We start from the raw sequence: 21422 nt of genomic DNA on the forward strand, positions 1-21422 counted from the left end.
AAACCAGCGCAGGCAGAATACGGAGACTCCTCGAAAATAAAGAACAATTTTCTTCGTGCGATGATTACGCTGACGAAGCATTCCTTGTCCTGCGGGAATAGCACGTGTCCGAAGACCCCTAGAGAGGCGAACTTTCCTCGAGGAGGCTGAGGCCGGGCCCGCGGAAAGCGGAGTGTTCTGCCGGAGCGGTATTATACCACTATCATCTATAATAAAAATCACAGTCGTTACCGCGCAGTTTCTATCAACTCAACAGTGAAAATACAACCCATCCGAGAGTATTCGTATAGTAAATGAGTTAACAATTCTACTTCCTTGAACTCAAAGGTTTTAACCTCTAGTCTTGCAGATTTGTAGTTGAAATGAACGGATTTAAAATCCCCTCTGGACTAGATAAACGAAATGTTCCACCGACAAAATCTAGCTTCATATCTTCAGCAAAAAAGACAGATTGCATTTTATTAATAATTGTGGGCATACTAGCTGTTTTCACATCTATATGACTATCACCTTTATGGTCCACTAATCCAATAGTTGGCACCCCATTTACACCACATCCACAACCCACTGTATCGTAGCGAAGCAATAGATAGTTTTGATCACTTGTATTTAACTCGTTTATTTTATTAATTGCTTTATCTGTAATCGTTAACTCCATAATTATCTCCCCTACTTTTTATTATTTTTTATTAAATTGTTTCTTTAAAACTTTCTCCATCATACCAGGGAAGAGTTGATAAAATCTACTCCCAATATCCATCCACATCGGCATATTTATTTCACGTTTCTTAGAAAATAAGTTCTCACATATTTTCAGGGCTACCTTCTCCGGGTCTAACATATATTTTTCTACATTTTGTTGGTAGTTACCTTCTGGGTCGGCATGAGAAAAGAAATTGGTTTTAACTGGTCCTAAATTAACTGCCGTAACATTTATTTGATAGTCTGCCAATTCTTGACGTAATGCATTAGTAAAACCTAGAATTGCATGTTTGGTTGATGCATATACTGCCGATTTTGGTGTCGATATTTTCCCTGCTTGTGAGGCAATATTTACGATATGACCACCTTTATTAGCTTTAAATTGCGGTATAAAGAGCTTTGTCATTCGTATGACTGCAAGTACATTTAAACGAAACATCAACTCAACATCCTGTACACTTGTATTCTCCACATATTGAAATACACCTGTACCGGCATTATTTATAAGAGCGTGAATAACATCATGTTCACGGATGATGGAAGCAACCACTTCATCCATTTCAACATCATCTGTAAGATCCACTTTATAGTAAAACGCCCTAATATTATATTCCTCATTTATTTGCAATTGTAATTGTCGAAGTTTCTCAACCGAACGAGCTAACATGATAGGAGTTCCTCCATATGCTGCAATTCTTCTAACCAACATTTCCCCTATACCACTCGATGCACCTGTAACTACAACCTTTTTTCCTTGATAATCAATTTGCATGATAGAACAATACTCCATCCTCGATTGTTTTAGTAACCAATCCGATATCCTCTAAATAATCTAACTGCCCAATTGTTTCTGACATAGTTAAATCAATCTGTGTTTCATATTGTCTAGGGAAAACTTGTTCACATAATTGAAAAGCTGTTTGAGAATATTCCTTTAATAACCCTAGAACTTTATTAGCACGACTTTCTTGTTTGGCGAAACGAACAGGGATTACCTCATTTACATTTGAAAATGTATTTCCATGTCCAGGTAGGACTATCTTAATATCTAATGATAAACATTTCTCTAAATTAGCCCGATATTGTAATAATGGTTTTGGTCGCTCTTTCTCCCCTATGTTTGGGGGTTCCATGATTGGATTCGGACTAATATGTTGCAATAGATGATCTCCACCTATAAATGTACCATCTTCTCGGAGAAATGATAGGTGACTTTGAGCATGCCCTTTTGTCTCCACTACCCTAAACTCTGAATGTCCTGGCAAGAAGTCACCTTCATCAATTCGATGCGTTAATCGTCCCAGTCCAGCCCAGTCCAATTGAGATTTTAATTTACGTAAATATGAACGAAAGCGCCGCGGAACACCATTTTCATCGAAATAATCATAATAAAACGCCTCAAAATGATTAAAATACTCTTCATCCCTTGTGAGCCAAGGATTCACATTTTCATGGCCAACAATATTGTCTGCTTTTTCAAACCGATCTATTAAACCAGTATGGTCTGGATGATGATGAGTTAAAATAATCTGCTCAATATCGGAAGGCTTGTATCCAATTTCTTTTAATTGGCTAACTATTGCATCCCATGCCGCCTCTGTTCGAACGCCTGCATCTATTAATGACAGAGTGTCTCCCTTCAAAAGATATACATGGGTATCCCCTACAGCAAATGGGGTTGGGACTGTTAATTGATGAATAAACTTTTTAGCCACCACCATCTTACTTCCCCTCGTTTCTAGAATTTATCTATACTCATAAACTGAATAACCATTCATTCACTTATTTTAATTTTAACGTTAAAATAAAGAGAAGTCACTTATGAAAACTTATAAGTTATTTTAACCTATGTATTTGTTGACTTTCCTTCTCTTTTCCAACAAAATCAATGCTAGAGGTGAATGATTTGACTACCAAAATAATAGCCCACCGTGGGGCAAGTAAGTTAGCACCCGAAAATACAATGTATGCCTTTGAACTTGGTTATAAGTTTGGCGCAGAAGGCATTGAAACCGATGTCCAATTAACAAAAGATAACATTCCAGTGTTAATTCATGATGAAACAGTAAAGCGAACAACAAATGGCAATGGCTATGTAAAGGATTATACCTTTGACGAACTTAGTAAATTAGATGCTGGTTCTTGGTTCTCTCCTGAGTTTCATAATGCTAGAATAATATCACTTGAAGAATTCTTAATTTGGATAAAACCAAAGGAACTTTACATTAATATTGAATTAAAAAATAATAAAATTGATTATAAGAACTTAGAGTCCATAGTTTATGACATGTTAAAGAATCATAGATTACTCGAACGGACAACATTATCTACATTCAATCCGAATAGTGTAAGAAGATTGTTAAAGTACCAGAATAATATTGAAGTTGCTTTTCTTACATCCAAAAAGAAACCTAACTTAGTGGAATATGCTAAGAATTTAGGAGCAAATGCACTTCATGTAAAATATCGATTAGTAAATCCGCAACTCATAGAGCAAGCACATGATAACAATATGCCTGTACGAGTATATACAGTAAATAACTACAAACCTATGATGCATTGTTTTAACCAAGATTGCGACGGGATCTTTACGGATGTTCCGTATAAGGCTCTCACCTTTCGAAAATTATTTCAGTTCAAAAAACAATTATAATTGGAGGACTTATAAATGGCAAAATTATTCTCACCAATTACCTTTAAGGGTATGACTCTAAAAAATCGAATTGTGATGTCTCCAATGTGTATGTATTCATCCAAAAAGCAAGATGGAAAATTGACACCATTCCATATGACACATTACATCTCTCGTGCTGTGGGTGGAGTAGGGTTAGTTATTCTTGAAGCAACAGCAGTAGAACAAGCAGGTCGAATATCTGCACAAGATTTAGGAATTTGGGATGAAGAACAGGTTCAAGGCTATAAAGAACTAGTTGAACAAATTCACGTATATGGAGCTAAAGCTGGTATCCAGCTTGCTCATGCAGGAAGGAAAGCTCAGGATGAAGAAATCACCTATGCCCCTTCCCCATTATCCTTTAACGAAAAATTCAAAGTACCAACAGAACTAACTACATCCGGTATTAATAGAATTGTTGAGGCATTCGGAAATGGAGCTAGACGGGCCCAAGAGTCAGGTTTTGATATGGTTGAAATTCATGCCGCTCACGGTTATTTAATTAACCAATTTTTATCTCCATTATCCAATCATCGTACTGATGCATATGGCGGAAGTCGAGAGAATCGTTTTCGTTTCCTTAAAGAAATAACAGAGATTGTGAAAAATGAGTTCGATGGGCCAGTCTTTGTACGCATATCTGCTGATGAATATCATAAAGATGGAAATACAATGGACGATTTTGTATACATTACCTCTAAATTAAAAGAAATGGACATTGATTTGATTGATTGTAGTACCGGAGGGGTAGTACCAGCAAAAATAAATGTCTATCCGGGTTATCAAGTGAAACATTGTGAAACAATCAAAGGTGCAACTGGTATGCCAACCGGTGCAGTAGGCTTAATTACATCGGGTATACAAGCTGAAGAAATTCTTCAAAATGACCGAGCTAATCTTATTTTTATTGGAAGGTCATTGTTAAAAAATCCTTACTGGGCTAAACAAGCAGCAGATGAATTAGCATTTCCACTAAATGCTCCAAATCAATATACACGTGGATGGAATTAGGAGGAATACCATGGAGTTATTTTTTCTAGGGACGGGTTCTGGTGTGCCTTCGAAAGAGAGAAATGTCTCAAGCGTAGCACTTATGTTGCTACAAGAAATTAATAGTATATGGTTATTTGATTGTGGTGAAGCAACACAACATCAAATCTTACACACTTCCATAAAGCCACGAAAAATAAATAAAATTTTTATTACCCATATGCATGGGGATCACATTTTTGGCCTACCGGGATTGTTAAGCTCTCGTTCTTTCCAAGGGGGCAAGGATGAGTTGGTTATCTATGGTCCTAAAGGAATTGAAGAGTATGTACAAACAAGTTTAGAGCTAAGTGGAACCCATTTAACCTACCCCCTTCAATTCGTGACTATTGATGAAGGAATGATATTTGAAGATGAACATTTTGTCATATACTGTAAAAAATTAGTACATGGTGTGCCTAGTTATGGTTTCCGTATTGAAGAAAAAGATAAGCCTGGTGAATTACAAGTTGATAAGTTAAAAGCGGTTGGAATAGAACCAGGCCCGATTTATAGTAAAATTAAAGAGAATCAAGTTACCATTTTAGAGGATGGTCGAAAAATCCATCGGGACGATTATTTAGGAGCAGATAAGGTTGGAAGACGCCTTGCGATTCTAGGCGATACAAAGTCAACCGAACAGAATGAAAGTTTTGTAAAGGATGTTGATTTACTAGTTCATGAAGCAACTTTTGATAAAGAAAAAGTTGACTTAGCAAAAGAATATTATCATTCGACAACCGAACAAGCTGCAAAATTAGCTAAAGATGGTAATGTAAAACGGCTAGTATTAAATCACGTTTCTTCCAGATACCAGGAAAATGATATATTGGAACTATTAAACGAAGCACAAGAGATTTTTCCAAATACAGAGATTGCATCTGACTTCTATCAGGTACGTATCCCTTCCAATTAAAAGGAGTGGTATGATGGTACAAATTAAAGAAATAGTTCAAGCTCAACGTGACTTTTACTTATCAGGAGCTACAAAAAGCTATAAATTCCGCATAGATATGCTCCGTTCACTACGAAGTATGCTAGAGAAATATGAAAAAAGTATATACAAGGCATTGAAACAAGATTTAAATAAATCAACCTTTGATACTTTTACGACTGAACTAGGTTTTCTGTACAATGAAATAAAACATACCGAAAGTAACTTAAAAGAGTGGATGAAGGATGAGGCAATAGATGCACCGCTTACACATAAAGGAACAAAAAACTTTATAAGAAAAGAACCATATGGGGTTTCATTAATCATTTCACCTTGGAATTATCCTTTGCAATTGGCAATTGCTCCGGCTATTGGTGCTATCGCTGCAGGTAATACAGTGGTGATTAAACCATCCGAATATAGTCCATCAACTTCCTCACTTCTAGCAAAGATAATTAGAGACACATTTGATCCAAAGTTTCTTGCTGTTGTGCAAGGTGCGAAGGATGTTAGCCAAGAACTATTAAACCAACGATTTGATTATATATTTTTCACTGGAAGTACATCCGTAGGTAAGGTAATTATGCGTGAAGCAAGTAAATACCTAACTCCAGTTACATTGGAGCTTGGAGGTAAGAGTCCCGCTATCATTGACAAAGATGCCAATGTAACCTTAACAGCTAAACGTATTGCCTGGGGTAAGTTCACAAATGCAGGGCAAACATGTGTTGCACCTGATTATCTTTATGTGCACGACGATATAAAAGAGAAACTTCTAAAAGAAATGAAAAAACAAATTAAAAAGATGTACAGTAAAAATGCACTTCAATATGAAAAATACGTGCGCATAATTAATCAGAACCACTTTAATCGGTTGTCGGCATATTTATCGAATGGGACGATTGTCTATGGTGGAGATGTAGATCAAGAACAATTGAAAATAGAACCAACCATACTTGACTCCATAACTTGGGATGATCCCGTTATGCAGGATGAAATATTCGGTCCAATTTTACCTGTTCTTACATTCAAAAAAATTGATGACGTAATATCAGAGCTCAAACACCTCGAAAAACCTTTGGCACTTTATTACTTTGGCGAAAAAGAGAAGAATCAAGAAAAAGTGATGAATAGCCTTTCATTTGGCGGGGGTTGTGTGAATGATACCTTATATCACTTAGCTAATCCAAATTTACCGTTTGGTGGTGTAGGTCAAAGCGGTATGGGGGCATATCATGGCAAGAATAGTTTCGACACTTTTTCCCATCACAAAAGCATCTTAAAACAAACTACTAAATTTGATATACCGCTTCGTTACCCAGGTAGTGGGAAGTTAGCATTTTCGATTATCAAGAAGCTTATGAAGTAGGAAGCAAAAAAGAAGGACAGTCTACCCGACTGTCCTTCTTTTAGTTTCAGGACCTATTAACCAAATAAATTTCTTTATCTAATGGTATTTGTATTCAAGAGTATACTAGTACTAGCATCTTAATTTCTAAAATCATCCAAAAAGTCTTTTTGAAAACTAGTTCTTGGTTGCTCTTTAAATTCTTCCTTTACCTCAATAAAAGGATTCTTCCCTAGCTTTTGTGTTAGTTCTTCAATTGCGGAATATAGCTTTTCCTTTTCAGCGTCTTTCTTGTAAGTAAATAAATCTAGTTGTTGTACGATATTCTGCTTCTCTTCTACGTCCTGAACAGTTATTCCGAGTAATCGAATTGGTTCCTTACTCCAGTGTAAATCAAAAAGTTCTAGAGCTACTTTGAGTATATCTTCTTTTCTATCAATAAAACTAGGTAATTTTTTGCTACGGGTAATCGTTTTTCTATCATGGTACCTAACTGTAATCTGTATAGATCGCCCTGCTACTTGTTTACGCTTCATCCTAATCTCAACATTGTCTGCAAGCGAAGAGAATAGACCTTTTATTTCAATCTCATCCGTCGTATCCATTGGCAATGTTTCAGAACTACCAATACTCTTAAACTCATTTACTGCATCTGGGTCAACTGGTCTAAGATCCACACCATTAGCACGATTCTTTAATCGTTCTCCATTAATCCCCAGTATTTGTTTTAACCTGTATACATCCGCTTCTGCAAGGTCACCAATTGTATGAACATCAATCGCATTTAATTTTTCTGCTGTTTTTTGTCCGATACCATACATTTCCCCAACAGGTAATGGCCATAGCTTCAATGGAATGTCTCGTTTACGAAGAACAGTAATTCCCATAGGCTTTTTCATATCGGAAGCCATTTTTGCTAGAAATTTATTGGGGGCAATTCCTATACTACATGGAAGGTCTAGTTCTTTCTTAATTTTTTGTTGTAAATATTCTGCTAATCGAATCGTCTTTTCGGCCTGGATTGCTTCCGTAACATCCATATAGCCCTCATCTATTGAAACCGGCTCAACAAAAGGAGTGATACTATACAGGATTTTAAATATCTCACGAGATGCATTTCGATATCGTTCAAAATTCGGACGAACCACCAGCAATTCTGGGCATAGTTTCTTTGCTTGCCAAACAGGCATCGTTGTTTTTACCCCTTTTGCTCTAGCTTCATAATTACTGGTAATAATAATTCCTCTTCGCTCTTCAGGATTACCAGCAACAGCTAAAGGTTTCCCCATTAATTCTTTGTTATAAGCCGTCTCAACCGATGCATAAAAGCTATTCATATCTAAGTGAAATATAATTCGAGCTTTATTTACCTTCATCCAATTAGACACCTTTCCGAACAGTTGTTTCCTACCTAAATTTATTATATCACAATTTAATTAATCTCCTTAGGTTACAGATTTTGTTTCTAAAGTATCAACCAACAAAAAAGGCTACTGATAAACTTTACAGTAGCCTTTACATATAATTATTTACTTACTTGTCACCGCAACTTCTTGTATAATTGCTGTCACTAGTTCGGTAACTTTAATTAACTCACTAACCGGAATTCGTTCATTTGTAGTATGAATTTCCTCATAACCTACAGCAAGGTTAACAGTTGGAATTCCAAATCCAGCGATAACGTTGGCATCACTACCTCCACCGCTCTGGAGAAGTTTACTTTCTCTACCAATAGATGAAGAAGCTCGTCTCGCTACTTCTACTACTTCATCTCCTTCTCCTTGCTTAAATCCAGGATACATAACCTTTATGTCAACTATTGCTTCCCCGCCCATTTCTTTTGCGGTTGATTCGAAAGCCTCTTTCATCTTTGCCACTTGTGCTTCCATTTTTTCCGGCACAAGAGAACGTGCTTCAGCAAGAATTTCAACATGGTCCACAACGATATTCGTTTGCTTTCCACCTTCAAAACGGCCAATATTCGCTGTAGTTTCCTCATCGATACGTCCTAACGGCATTTTAGCAATCGCCTTAGCAGCAATGGTAATTGCAGAAATACCTTTCTCAGGGGCAACTCCAGCATGAGCAGTTTTTCCTTTTATAATTGTATTAATCTTCGCTTGTGTTGGAGCAGCTACAATAATATCTCCAACCTCTCCGTTACTATCAAGCGCATATCCGAATTTAGCATGAATAGTTTTGGGGTCGAGTGCTTTTGCACCAACTAAACCTGACTCTTCTCCAACCGTAATAACAAATTGAACATCACCATGCTCAATATTGTTCTCTTTTATAGTACGAATTGCTTCGAACATTGCTGCAAGACCAGCTTTATCATCAGATCCTAAAATTGTAGTACCGTCAGAGACAATATATCCATCTTTTATGGATGGTTTAATTCCCTTACCAGGAACCACTGTGTCCATATGAGATGTAAAATATATCGTATCTGCATCTTTTTTCGTTCCCTTTAACGTACAGATCAAATTGTTTGCTCCATGACCTGTTATTTCTTTTGCATTATCTTCTACCACTTCTAAGCCCAAATCCGAAAATTTCTTTTTCAAAACTTCTGCTATCTCTGCTTCAAAACCTGTCTCAGAATCAACCTGAACAAGTTCCATAAATTCATTTACTAGCCTATCTTGATTTACCATTTGATATAACCTCCTATGTTAGAGAGGAATATTCCCATGCTTCTTTTTAGGACGTTCCTCTTGTTTCGATGAGAGCATTTCTAACCCTTGGATCAATTTGATTCTCGTTTCTCTAGGATCGATAACATCATCTACCATCCCTAATTTAGCTGCAATATAAGGATTAGCAAACTTATCTCGATATGTATTTATTTTTTCTTGTCGCGTACGCTCTGGATCATCACTTGCAGCGATTTCTTTAGCAAAAATGATATTAGCAGCACCTTCAGGACCCATAACAGCAATTTCCGCATTGGGCCATGCAAAAACTAAATCAGCTCCAATTGACTTGCTGTTTAAAGCCACATAAGCTCCGCCATATGCCTTACGAACAATAACAGTTAGTTTAGGAACGGTTGCTTCAGAGTATGCATATAAAATTTTTGCTCCATGACGTATGATACCACCATGTTCCTGTTTTATGCCAGGAAAGAAACCTGTCACGTCCTCAAACGTTATAAGTGGGATATTAAAACAGTCACAAAAACGAATAAATCTAGCCGCCTTATCACTAGAGTCAATATCTAGACCACCTGCGAGGTGTTTTGGTTGATTACATACTAATCCTACGGTCTTACCCTCTATTCTAGCAAATCCAACTACAATGTTTTTAGCAAAATCTGCATGAATCTCATAAAACGAATGTTCATCTACCACCTGATTAATTACTTGTTTTATATCATATGGACGAGTAGAATCAAATGGGACAATATCAACTAATTCAGGACGATAATTTACGAGCTCGTCTTCTTGGTGGTATTCCTTAACAGCAGGTTTTTCGTTGTTATTATTAGGTAAGTATGAAAGTAACTTTTTCACCTGATCAAGTGCTTCCTCTTCATTTTCGGCTCTAAAATGAGCATTCCCACTTTTACTGTTATGAATATGTGCGCCTCCAAGATCCTCCGAAGAAATCCTTTCACCTGTAACTGTTTCAATCACCTTCGGACCAGTAATAAACATTTGTGATGTCTTCTCAACCATTATCACAAAATCAGTTATCGCAGGAGAATAAACTGCACCTCCAGCACTTGGCCCCATAATTACGGAAATTTGTGGTATGTAGCCTGAGTAAATTGAATTTCGATAAAATACTTGGCCATAGCCATCTAAAGACGATACCCCTTCTTGAATCCTTGCGCCACCTGAATCATTTAGACCAATAAAAGGAACACCGTTTTTTGCAGCTAAATCCATCACAGCCGCAATTTTCTTACCATGCATTTCACCAAGCGCTCCTCCGTATAGTGTAAAATCCTGGGCAAATAAATATACTGGTCGTCCATTTATTTTTCCGTATCCAGTAACAACACCATCTCCAGCACTATTTGAATCATTCATATCAAAATCCGTACCACGGTTTTCTATAAACGTATTTAATTCTACAAAGCTACCTTCGTCGAGTAAGTAATCAATTCTTTCTCTTGCTGTCCACTTCCCCTTAGCGTGTTGTTTTTCAATTCTTGCATCTCCGCCTCCGAGTTCAGCCATTCTTCGCTTATCATAAAGCTCATTTATCTTATCAAACATATCCATCATGTTATTTGCCTCCAACTTCTTCACATAATTCGAAAAGTACGCCCTGTGTTGATTTAGGATGCATAAATGCTATTTTTGAATGGTGAGCACCTAATTTAGGTTCTGTATTGATAAATTGAATACCGTTTTTAGATAAACTTCTAATCCTAGACTCTATGTCCTCTACATCTATCGCGATATGATGGATACCTTCTCCTCTTTTCTCAATAAATTTATAGATTGGTGAATCTACGCTAGTTGGCTCCAAGAGTTCAAAGCGGCTTTCCCCAATCTTCAAAAATGCTACTTTAACATTCTCGGATTCTATTTCCTCAAGTCCTTCTAAATTAAGTCCTAAGATTTTTGTATAAAAAGGAATCGAGTGTTCTAATGACTTAACCGCAATACCAATATGTGATATTTTCTTGGTTAGTTCCTCCTTCATTGGGCCAACCAAATCAATGATATAAGCTGCCAACTCATCGATAGAAGAACCACTTGTAAAAATCTTTTTAATACCTTGTTTTTCAAGAAAAGCAATATCTTCTGCTGGTATTACACCTCCACCAATAACTGGAATGTCGCTTGCGTTAAATAACTTTAGCTCCTCCACTACTTTTGGGAAAAGGGTTCGATGTGCCCCTGATAAAGAAGATAGGCCTACCACATCTACATCTTCCTGAATTGCAGCTTTTGCTATTTGTGCTGGGGATTGCCTTAGCCCCGTATAAACTACTTCCATTCCATGGTCCCTGAGCCCCTGTGCAATTACTAATGCGCCTCTGTCGTGACCATCAAGACCTGGCTTCGCAATTAATACTCTAATCTTAGCCATAATATGTTCTCCTCCCAAATTGTAAATATATTAGATACCGTATTCCCCAAATTCATTACGAAGAATATTACAAATCTCTCCAACTGAAGCATAAGCTTTAACGGCATTTAAAATATATGGCATCAAGTTTTCATCTGGCTTTTTTGCTGCCCATTCAAGTTGTTTTAAAGTACTAACAACCATATCGTGATCTCGATTGTCTTTAATTTCTTGTAATGAAGCTTTTTGATGGCGTTCTAAAGCTTCATCAACTTTTAATAATTCTGGATTAACCTCTTCATCAATTTTATATTTATTTAAACCAACGATAATTTCTTCTTCTTTTTCAATTCTCAGTTGCGTTTCATAAGCAGTACGATGAATTTCACGTTGCATATAGCCCTCTTCTATCGCAGATACTGCACCGCCTAATTCTTTTATCTGCTCTAAGTAAGCTTCCACTTCTTCTTCAACTTTATCTGTCATGGCCTCTATAAAATATGACCCACCTAACGGATCAACTGTATCTGCCACACCACTTTCATTAGCAATTATTTGTTGTGTGCGTAATGCAATACGTGCAGATTCTTCAGTAGGTAATGCTAAGGCTTCATCTCTAGAGTTTGTGTGTAAGCTCTGTGTGCCCCCTAGAACAGCTGCTAACGCCTGCATTGTAACCCTTACAATATTGTTATCAGGTTGTTGAGCAGTTAAAGTAGAACCCCCTGTTTGTGTATGAAAGCGTAATTTCCAGCTTTTAGGATTCTTAGCTTGATAATGGTCCCTCATTATCTTAGCCCATACTCTTCTTGCAGCTCTAAACTTAGCAATCTCTTCAAAGAAGTTATTATGAGCATTAAAGAAGAATGCTAGTCTAGGGGCAAATGCATCGACATCTAGTCCTGCTTCAATTGCAGCATCAACATAAGCCATTCCATTGGCAATAGTAAATGCCACTTCTTGGACCGCCGTTGACCCTGCTTCACGAATATGATAACCAGAAATACTTATGGTATTGAATCTTGGTACATGTTCACCACAATACTCAAATATATTTGTTATCAATCTCATAGATGGCTTCGGAGGAAATATATAAGTCCCTCTTGCAATATATTCTTTTAAAATATCATTTTGGATGGTGCCTGTTAATTTCTCTTTTGGTACACCTTGCTTCTCACCAACAGCAATATACATGGCTAATAATATAGATGCTGGAGCATTGATTGTCATGGATGTGCTTACCTTATCTAAAGGAATTTGTTCTAACAAGGCTTCCATATCATGTAATGTGTCAATTGCTACTCCCACTCTTCCAACTTCACCTTCAGCCATCATATCATCAGAGTCATATCCAATTTGCGTGGGTAAGTCAAATGCAACAGATAGGCCTGTTTGTCCTTGTTCTAATAAATATCTAAAACGTTTGTTAGTTTCCTTGGCAGAACCAAATCCAGCATATTGACGCATTGTCCAGTACTTACTTCGGTACATGGTCGGCTGTATTCCCCTTGTATAGGGAAATTCCCCCGGAAAACCAAGTTTATCTTGATAATCTTTATCATTTTCAGGATAATAGAGTCGGTCCACATCGATTTCTGAACTAGTGTGAAAAGACTCCTTTCGCTCAGGAAAACGTTTTAGAATGGCGTCTACAGATTCCTTCCACTTTTTATCTAAATCACTTTGATTAATGTTCATTCTTGCTCCCCCATTCAGTTAATAGATTATGTATGACACCGCTTGCAATAAGGTAAATATTAGGAAAATTTGTTATAAAAAAATTATATCTTAAATATTATACTTGTCCAATTCTTATTTTAACGTTAAAATAAATAGAGCACATGGGATTTAAGGAGGACTTACAAATGGCTGCAAACCAAACTACTAAACCTGCTCCAAGAAGAAAGTCAAAACGCGAGAGACGTATGAAAATGGCAATTTATATTATGATTATTGCAATGATAGTATCTTCTATTACTTACGGTCTGGCGTTATTTGTAAATATGTAATGATGGATGATAAGACTCCGATTACAAATTTTGTAATCGCAGTCTTTTTTATATCTTGATTATTACTAGTGCTCTCATTCTAATCATTTAGAAGGACGTAAAAGGCTAACGTCACTTTTTTTATAATGTTTCTTTATGATTAGATAGTTTTCGATTTCATGTAATAAACGAAATAAATTTGCCCTCGTTTCAAATTCCTCATACGTAGTTGGTAAATCTTCTTGGTTAAATTCATCCTTTAACTCTTTTAGTTTTTCTAAAAAAACGATTGCAGTATTTTCCGGATGAACAAAGTCTGCCAACTCTTCAAAAAATGTAGCAATTTTCACTGATATCTCATCTCGGTTAGGTAATTTTGTTACTAATGGAAGCATTTTCCTCAATAGATCCAGCTGTTCATTTCTCATGTTAAAATAATCATAATACGTATGTTTTGACCTTAGTAAGTGATTTTCTCTGTCGATCTCAGCCATTACAATCGTTTCCTGTAATATTTCTTCTGATTCCCTTAATTCTTTCCCGTCCCATACTGTATTCTTATCCCGAATATATAATGCAATCTCTTTTAAGATTATTTGAAAATTATCTTCAAGTTTCCTTTGATATTGCTTTAATTTACGATCATTCCCAGGCATATATAAGTTAACTAAAAGTCCCGTACCAATTCCAATAATAATAATTAGAAATTGTTCCATTAAAAAGTGTATCGGTATGTCACCAGCACCATAAAAACTTAATGTAATGACTGAACTTGTTGCAATACCGGGAGTTACTTTTAATAAAACAGTAACTGGTATAAATAGAATAAACATTATTGCTAAAACGATTGGATGATAGCCTATAAATTCAAAAAACAAAAAAGAGAAAATACTCGCAATCACACAAGCTAGTAACCGATGCCAAGCACTTAAAACCGATTGTTTTCGTGATGGTTTAATGGTAAGTATCGTTAGGATCCCTGCAGACGTATAATTTGTGAGTCCTAGTATTTGGGCGATAACGATTGCGATAGGTGTGCCGATTGCAGTTTTAATGGTCCGGTACCCAATTTTCACTTTGCTTTTTCTCCTCTATAATAAATAAGGCTGGCCTTATGGTAGGACAGCCTTATTATAAATTACTTATTATACTTCTTCACAATGTTGATTGAAAATATCCTGAAGCTTTGTCATAACTTCCATTGCACTGTGACCTTCAATATCATGACGCTCAAGCATCGTAACAATCTTACCATCCTTCAAAAATGCAAAAGATGGAGATGATGGTGGATAACCCTCAAAATATGTACGAGCTTTTTCAGTTGCCTCACGGTCTTGACCAGCAAACACGGTAACTAAGTGATCAGGACGTTTATCATAATGAATTGCATTAGCTGCAGCTGGACGTGCTACACCACCAGCACAACCACATGTTGAGTTAATCATAACAAGTGTTGTACCTTCTCGATTAAGAGCAGTATCAACATCTTCCTCTGTACGAAGCTCCTCGAAACCTGCTTCTGTTATATCCTTACGTGCTGCATCAACAATATCATTCATGAATAGGTTGAAATCCATATAAGCACCCCTTATGTTAGTTTAATCCTACCTAACACCTAGGTTATCAAGTTTGGTAGTAAATTTCAATTTTAAGAGCTTGTATTAATACACTTGGACTGTTTTTTCATTCATATCCTCTAATAATTCCTTCACATATGCTAGGAATTGACCGCAAACTAATCCATCAAGGATACGGTGATCTAATGATAAACATAGATTTACGATGTCTCTCGCAGCGAACATGTTATCAATGATTACTGGTTTTTTCACTATCGATTCAACTTGCAGGATAGCTGCTTGTGGATAGTTAATTACTCCCATTGATTGGATGGAACCAAAGGACCCAGTGTTATTCACTGTGAAGGTACCACCTTGCATATCATCGCTTTTGAGGTTATTTGTACGTGCTTTCATTGCAAGCTCATTTATCTCTCTAGCAATTCCTTTAATACTTTTTTCATCTGCATGTTTAATGACAGGCACAAAAAGTTCTTGATCCTTAGCTACAGCAATGGAGAGGTTAATGTCTTTACGCTGGATAATCTTATCCCCTGCCCAAGTACTGTTCAATTGAGGGAACTTTTTGAGAGCCTGTGCAACTGCTTTTACAAAGAATGCAAAGTAAGTAAGGTTATATCCTTCATTTTTCTTGAATTCATTTTTCAATTTATTGCGGTAGCTAACCAAGTCCGTCACATCCACTTCTACCATCATCCATGCATGTGGAATTTCTGTCTTCGAACGAACCATATTCTGAGCGATAATTTTCCTAACGCCTGTTACAGGAATTTCTATATCACCCATTTGTGATGTAGGCTGTGGAACTTCTGGTACGGATTTCGTGACATTAGTTTTCACTTTTTCTTCTGTTGTTGCTGGAGCTCCTTGTTCAGAAGCAGATGGAATTTGTCCTGTAGCCATAATTTTCTCGATATCTTTACGAGTAATTCTTCCTCCACGACCAGAACCAGAAATTTGAGCTAAATCAATATTATTTTCCTGTGCTAGCCTTAGAACAGCAGGAGAATATCGCCTTTTCATCGATTCATCAGGAGAATCACCTTGTATAGGAGACGCTTCTTCTGCTAGTGGATTATCACTTTTTGCCTCTTCAGTCCCACTGTCTTCCGTATCTACATAGCAAATAAGCTCACCAACTGCGACTGTTTCTCCTTCTGGTACAACAATTTCCTTAATAACTCCAGTAAAGGAAGAAGGAACCTCAGCATTCACTTTATCTGTCATTACTTCAGCAATTGGGTCATATTTGTTAACGTGATCTCCTGCTTTTACTAGCCATGAACTAATTGTACCTTCTGTCACACTTTCACCAAGTTGGGGCATTGTAATTTTTTCAGATGCCATCTATATCCCTCCAAACGATTAAAATTCTGCCAACTCACGCATCGCTTTTTCTATTTTTTCCGGGTTCATCATAAAGAATTTTTCCATTGTCGGTGCATAGGGCATTGCAGGAATATCAGGACCAGCAAGTCTTTGGACCGGAGCATCTAGATCAAATAAACAATTCTCCGCAATAATCGCTGCTACTTCACCAATAATACTACCTTCTTTATTATCTTCCGTAACGAGTAGTACTTTACCTGTCTTTTTAGCCGCTTCTATGATTGCTTCTTTATCTAGAGGGTATACTGTACGTAAATCAAGTATATGAGCATCGATCCCCTCATCTGCTAGCTTTTCAGCAGCTTGCAATGCAAAATGAACGCATAAACCATATGTAATGATGGTGATATCAGAACCCTCTCTTTTTACATCAGCTTTACCGATTGGTAGAACATAATCCTCATCAGGTACTTCCCCTTTTAATAAACGGTATGCCCGCTTATGTTCAAAAAATAGTACTGGATCATTATCTCTTATTGCCGCTTTTAACAGACCTTTCACATCGTACGGCGTGGAAGGCATGACAATTTTAAGGCCTGGTTGATTTGCGAATAAAGCTTCAACTGATTGTGAGTGATAAAGTGCTCCATGTACTCCACCGCCATATGGAGCTCTAATAACAATTGGACAATTCCAATCATTATTTGAACGATATCTAATTCTTGCTGCTTCAGATATGATCTGGTTTACTGCCGGCATAATAAAATCAGCAAACTGCATTTCAGCAACAGGTCGCATGCCGTACATTGCTGCACCAATTCCGACACCAGCTATTGCAGATTCTGCAAGTGGTGTATCTAGAACACGATATTCCCCAAACTCATCATATAATCCCTCAGTAGCTTTAAATACGCCACCTTTTTTTCCGACATCTTCACCAAGTACAAATACTTTCTCATCTCGCTGCATTTCCTCACGTAAAGCAGTAGTAACTGCTTGTATATATGACATTACGGTCATGATTTCCCCTCCTTACTCTTCATACACATACTTTAATGCATCCTCTGGTTCTGCATATGGTGCGTTCTCTGCATAGTCAGTTGCATCATTTACAATGTTATTAATTTCATTTGTAATTTGTACTTCAATTTCATCGGTTAAAATATCTAACTCTTTTAAATAAGTAGCAAATGTAAAAATAGAATCTAGTTTTTTAGCCTCATCTACTTCTTCTTTATCACGATACGCTCGGTCATCATCATCACTTGAGTGAGCGGTCAATCGATAAGAAACAGCTTCAACTAGTGTTGGCCCTTCCCCATTTAACGCCCTTTCTCGAGCTTCCTTCACAATTTTATAAACTTCTAACGGATCATTCCCATCTACCGTAAATCCTGGCATCCCGTAGCCAAGTGCTCTATCAGAAACTTTTTCATTACCTAGTTGTTTATTACTAGGAACTGAAATAGCATACTTATTATTTTCTACCATTGTAATAACAGGCAGCTTATGCACACCTGCAAAGTTTAACCCTTCATGGAAATCTCCTTGGTTAGATGACCCTTCCCCTAAAGTAACAAATGAAACTAGATCCTTTTTTTCCATTTTAGCAGCAAGCGCTACGCCCACCGCATGTGGTACCTGGGTTGTAACTGGTGATGATCCTGTTAATATTCGGTTCTTTTTTTGTCCAAAGTGACTAGGCATTTGTCGACCACCTGAATTTGGATCCTCTGCTTTCGCAAAAGCAGAAAGCATTAGTTCACGTGCAGTCATACCAAATGCAAGTACAACTCCCATATCCCGATAATATGGCGCCACATAGTCTTCCGTTCTATTTAGAGCAAATGACGCTCCAACTTGAGCAGCTTCCTGACCTTGACATGATATTACAAAAGGAATTTTACCTGCTCGGTTTAATAACCACATTCTTTCATCAAGTTTTCTAGCCAGAAGCATCGTTCTATACATTTCTAACACTTGTTCATTCGATAGTCCAAGTTCTTCATGACGATTTGTAGCCATAATTGGTCCCTCCCTTAACTAATTAACGCTCTATACATTAACCATGTATTTGTAACCCTTCAACGGCAAGTGCTGCTTCACCCATAATCTCTGACAAAGTTGGGTGTGGATGTACACTATGTGAAATCTCCCATGGAGTGGCATCTAATAATTTCGCTAGTCCTGCCTCTGATATCATATCTGTAACATGTGGTCCTACCATATGTACACCTAGAAGGTCTTCATTTTCTTTGTTCATAATAATCTTTACGAATCCATCTGTTTCTCCATGAACTAATGCTTTACCTATTGCTTTGAACGGGAACTTCCCTACTTTAATATCAAAACCATTATCCTTTGCTTGTTGCTCGGTAAGGCCTACACTTGCAGCTTCTGGGTTGGAATATATACAAGCTGGAATATTATTATAATTTAACAACTCTGGCTTTTTGCCACTCATATGTTCCACTGCTACTATCCCTTCGTGAGATGCAACATGAGCAAGTTGCATTCCACCTATTACATCACCAATAGCATACATATGGGATTCTTTTGTTTGATAAAATCCAGACGTTTTAATAACGCCATTTTCAACTACAATATCCGTATTCTCCAATCCGATATTTGTAATGTTTGCTTGTCTTCCAACAGATACTAATATCTTTTCCGCAGAGAATACCTGTTTTGCATTTTCAACCTCAGCTTCAATGGTAACACCATTCTCCTTTTGCAGAGTATCTGGTAAAACTTTTGCCTTTTTCACAAAAGTAACACCTTTTCGTTTTAATTGTCTTTCAACTTCTCGCGCAACATCATGGTCTTCGGTTGGTAAGATTTGATTTAAAAATTCTAAAACGGTAACATTGACACCAAAATCAGCTAACATAGAAGCCCATTCTATTCCAATAACACCTCCACCCACAATAATGATGGACTGTGGTAGTGTTTCCATTTCAAGTGCCTCATCAGAGGTTAAAACATGTGTACCATCAACTTCAAGCCCCGGTAACGTTCTTGGAGAAGAGCCTGTCGCAATTAAAACGTTCTTTGGAACAAGCATAGTATTCTCGTCCCCATTTTCATATTCAATTGAAATTGTACCTGGAAGTGGTGAAAAGATACTCGGCCCAAGAATTCTACCGAACCCTTTAAATATGTCAATTTTCCCCTTTTTCATAAGGGCTATCACGCCAGCATGAAGCGTATCAATTATCCCGCTCTTTCTTTGTTGAACTTTTGTGAAATCCAACTCTACATTACCTGTCGTAATTCCAAACTCTTCACTGTTTTTCGTCTGTCTAAATACTTCTGCACTCCGTAGTAGGGATTTAGATGGTATACATCCTCTATGGAGACAAGTGCCACCTAATTCTTCTTTTTCTACAATTGCCACTTTCATTCCAAGCTGTGAGGCACGAATTGCAGCAACATAACCACCTGTTCCGCCACCAAGAACTACTAAATCATATTCTTCTGCCATTAATACCTACCCCTTACCTTCTGCTTAATGTATGATGTCCATTTAATAGAAACTGACCTCTGGATTTCCTAACTGATTCAATTCTTTCCTCTGCCATTCTATCTGCAGCAAGATAGGTTGGAATATTATCCCGTTTTGATATATCAAAGACTTTACGTAAATTATCATAGATCGTTTCCACTTTTTTCATTGCTCTTGCTTGGTTATATCCATTCAATTCATCTGCAACATTAATTACACCACCAGCATTAATTACATAATCAGGTGCATAAACAATTCCTTTTTCATATAAAATATCGCCATGTTCCGTTGTTTTAAGTTGGTTGTTTGCAGAACCTGCTACCACTTTTACTTTCAAACGAGGGATAGTATCATCATTTATTGTCGCACCTAAAGCACAAGGAGCATATATATCACAATCCACGTCATAAATATCATCTGGATCAACTGCTTTTGCACCAAAAGCTTCAACTGCCCGATTTGCAGCTGCCTTATTAATATCCGTCACGATTAATTTTGCGCCTTCTTTATGTAAGTACTCGCACAATGAATAAGCAACATTACCGACACCTTGGACTGCAACAGTCTTTCCTTCCAACGAATCATCACCAAATGCCTCTAATGCAGCAGCTTTAATTCCTCTATATACACCATAAGCAGTAACTGGTGATGGATTTCCTGATGACCCCGAGGTTTCTGCAGAAATTCCAGTAACAAAATCAGTTTCTTGATGGATAATATCCATATCTTCCTCAGTTGTACCTACATCTTCAGCTGTTATATATCTACCATTTAAACCTTGTATGTATCTCCCAAATGCACGAAACATTTCTGGATTTTTATCTTTTCTTGGATCACCTATAATAACTGTTTTTCCGCCACCTAAATTCAATCCAGCAGCAGCATTTTTATATGTCATACCTCTTGCTAAACGTAATGCATCTATAATTGCTTCTTCTTCAGAAGCATATGTCCACATTCTCGTACCACCGAGAGCAGGCCCTAAAGTTGTGTCGTGTATTGCAATAATTGCTTTCAAGCCAGAATTCTTATCTTGACAAAATACTAGTTGTTCGTAATCATATGCTTCCATACTTCTGAAAATATCCATTCCTTTTCCTCCTCATACATTGATATTCTTTATTTAAACTCTTACCGATAGTCAGCAGGAGCTATCAATAACATAATTGCATGACGCTATATAACTAACTCAGTAGAGCTAGTTTCGATTCCATTCTATCCTATTATAATACAAAATAACTACAAACGGAAAATGAAAGCGCTTTAATTATTAAATACTTAAAAAATGTTTTTTAAATATTTAAAATT

Annotated in this window: 20 protein-coding genes; 5 read left to right on the plus strand and 15 right to left on the minus strand. The window is 37.0% G+C overall.

All coding sequences use genetic code 11. The annotated features are described in order from the left end of the window. Positions 1–337: 337 nt before the first annotated feature. From BN999_RS06145 to BN999_RS06155, 3 genes are read right to left on the minus strand one after another with little or no spacing between them, the layout of a single operon-like run. Positions 338–658 carry an iron-sulfur cluster biosynthesis family protein gene (locus BN999_RS06145; RefSeq protein WP_096270524.1) on the minus strand — a complete coding sequence of 107 codons (321 nt, stop codon included), beginning with the start codon at positions 656–658 and terminating at the stop codon, positions 338–340. Positions 659–679: 21 nt separating this feature from the next. Then, the gene (locus BN999_RS06150; protein WP_176481893.1) at positions 680–1474 is read right to left on the minus strand and encodes an SDR family NAD(P)-dependent oxidoreductase; all 795 of its coding nucleotides are present in this window, start codon (positions 1472–1474) and stop codon (positions 680–682) included. Continuing rightward, complete coding sequence (locus BN999_RS06155) at positions 1464–2423, minus strand: MBL fold metallo-hydrolase (RefSeq protein ID WP_096270525.1); 960 nt, start codon at positions 2421–2423, stop codon at positions 1464–1466. Before BN999_RS06155 ends, BN999_RS06150 begins: the two co-directional genes overlap by 11 nt. Positions 2424–2599: 176 nt before the next feature. On the opposite strand from BN999_RS06155, the gene BN999_RS06160 reads away from it, so the two are divergent. Genes BN999_RS06160 through BN999_RS06175 form a run of 4 tightly spaced genes read left to right on the plus strand, consistent with a single transcriptional unit; the run spans position 2600 to position 6708 of the window. Next, positions 2600–3355: a glycerophosphodiester phosphodiesterase gene (locus BN999_RS06160; protein ID WP_306418996.1), complete on the plus strand. Its 756-nt coding sequence runs from the start codon at positions 2600–2602 to the stop codon at positions 3353–3355. Between the two features lie 15 nt (positions 3356–3370). After that, positions 3371–4387, plus strand: coding sequence for an NADPH dehydrogenase NamA (namA, locus tag BN999_RS06165; protein WP_096270527.1), 1017 nt, complete (start codon positions 3371–3373; stop codon positions 4385–4387). 10 nt (positions 4388–4397) lie between these two features. Then, positions 4398–5321, plus strand: coding sequence for a ribonuclease Z (gene rnz / locus BN999_RS06170; RefSeq protein WP_096270528.1), 924 nt, complete (start codon positions 4398–4400; stop codon positions 5319–5321). A gap of 13 nt (positions 5322–5334) precedes the next feature. Beyond that, complete coding sequence (locus BN999_RS06175) at positions 5335–6708, plus strand: aldehyde dehydrogenase (RefSeq protein WP_096270529.1); 1374 nt, start codon at positions 5335–5337, stop codon at positions 6706–6708. 119 nt (positions 6709–6827) lie between these two features. Here the strand turns inward: BN999_RS06175 and BN999_RS06180 are convergent, their stop codons facing one another. The 5 genes from BN999_RS06180 to BN999_RS06200 form a co-directional block, all read right to left on the minus strand. After that, entirely contained in the window at positions 6828–8063 is a 1236-nt protein-coding gene (locus BN999_RS06180; RefSeq protein ID WP_096270530.1) for a DNA polymerase IV, read from the minus strand. A 153-nt stretch (positions 8064–8216) separates the two neighbouring features. Further along, positions 8217–9344, minus strand: a complete 1128-nt coding sequence (locus BN999_RS06185; RefSeq protein WP_096270531.1) for a M20/M25/M40 family metallo-hydrolase — start codon at positions 9342–9344, stop codon at positions 8217–8219. 18 nt (positions 9345–9362) lie between these two features. Then, a complete protein-coding gene (locus BN999_RS06190; RefSeq protein ID WP_096270697.1) occupies positions 9363–10919 on the minus strand; it encodes an acyl-CoA carboxylase subunit beta in 1557 nt (518 codons plus the stop codon). 4 nt (positions 10920–10923) lie between these two features. Then, positions 10924–11736 (minus strand): methylmalonyl-CoA epimerase, encoded by an 813-nt coding sequence (gene mce, locus BN999_RS06195; protein WP_096270532.1) that lies wholly within the window; start codon positions 11734–11736, stop codon positions 10924–10926. Between the two features lie 30 nt (positions 11737–11766). Next, positions 11767–13413, minus strand: coding sequence for an acyl-CoA mutase large subunit family protein (locus BN999_RS06200; RefSeq protein WP_096270533.1), 1647 nt, complete (start codon positions 13411–13413; stop codon positions 11767–11769). Between the two features lie 167 nt (positions 13414–13580). Here BN999_RS06200 and BN999_RS20540 point away from each other — a divergent pair, with 167 nt between their 5' ends. Beyond that, a complete protein-coding gene (locus tag BN999_RS20540) occupies positions 13581–13724 on the plus strand; it encodes a hypothetical protein (RefSeq protein WP_176481894.1) in 144 nt (47 codons plus the stop codon). Between the two features lie 83 nt (positions 13725–13807). Here the strand turns inward: BN999_RS20540 and BN999_RS06205 are convergent, their stop codons facing one another. The 7 genes from BN999_RS06205 to bcd form a co-directional block, all read right to left on the minus strand. After that, on the minus strand, positions 13808–14779 hold the full coding sequence (locus BN999_RS06205) for an aromatic acid exporter family protein (RefSeq protein ID WP_096270534.1): 972 nt from the start codon (positions 14777–14779) through the stop codon (positions 13808–13810). A gap of 69 nt (positions 14780–14848) precedes the next feature. Beyond that, complete coding sequence (locus BN999_RS06210) at positions 14849–15280, minus strand: BrxA/BrxB family bacilliredoxin (RefSeq protein ID WP_096270535.1); 432 nt, start codon at positions 15278–15280, stop codon at positions 14849–14851. An 84-nt stretch (positions 15281–15364) separates the two neighbouring features. Continuing rightward, the gene (locus tag BN999_RS06215) at positions 15365–16627 is read right to left on the minus strand and encodes a dihydrolipoamide acetyltransferase family protein (protein WP_096270536.1); all 1263 of its coding nucleotides are present in this window, start codon (positions 16625–16627) and stop codon (positions 15365–15367) included. 18 nt (positions 16628–16645) lie between these two features. Further along, positions 16646–17629 carry an alpha-ketoacid dehydrogenase subunit beta gene (locus tag BN999_RS06220; RefSeq protein ID WP_096270537.1) on the minus strand — a complete coding sequence of 328 codons (984 nt, stop codon included), beginning with the start codon at positions 17627–17629 and terminating at the stop codon, positions 16646–16648. Positions 17630–17641: 12 nt separating this feature from the next. Continuing rightward, positions 17642–18634 (minus strand): thiamine pyrophosphate-dependent dehydrogenase E1 component subunit alpha, encoded by a 993-nt coding sequence (locus tag BN999_RS06225; protein WP_096270538.1) that lies wholly within the window; start codon positions 18632–18634, stop codon positions 17642–17644. 37 nt (positions 18635–18671) lie between these two features. Next, positions 18672–20093, minus strand: coding sequence for a dihydrolipoyl dehydrogenase (lpdA, locus tag BN999_RS06230; RefSeq protein WP_096270539.1), 1422 nt, complete (start codon positions 20091–20093; stop codon positions 18672–18674). A 13-nt stretch (positions 20094–20106) separates the two neighbouring features. Further along, the gene (bcd, locus tag BN999_RS06235) at positions 20107–21204 is read right to left on the minus strand and encodes a branched-chain amino acid dehydrogenase (RefSeq protein ID WP_096270540.1); all 1098 of its coding nucleotides are present in this window, start codon (positions 21202–21204) and stop codon (positions 20107–20109) included. Positions 21205–21422 lie beyond the last annotated feature (218 nt).

The sequence above is a fragment of the Paucisalibacillus globulus genome (assembly GCF_900184735.1).
Classification (GTDB): domain Bacteria; phylum Bacillota; class Bacilli; order Bacillales; family Amphibacillaceae; genus Ornithinibacillus; species Ornithinibacillus globulus_B.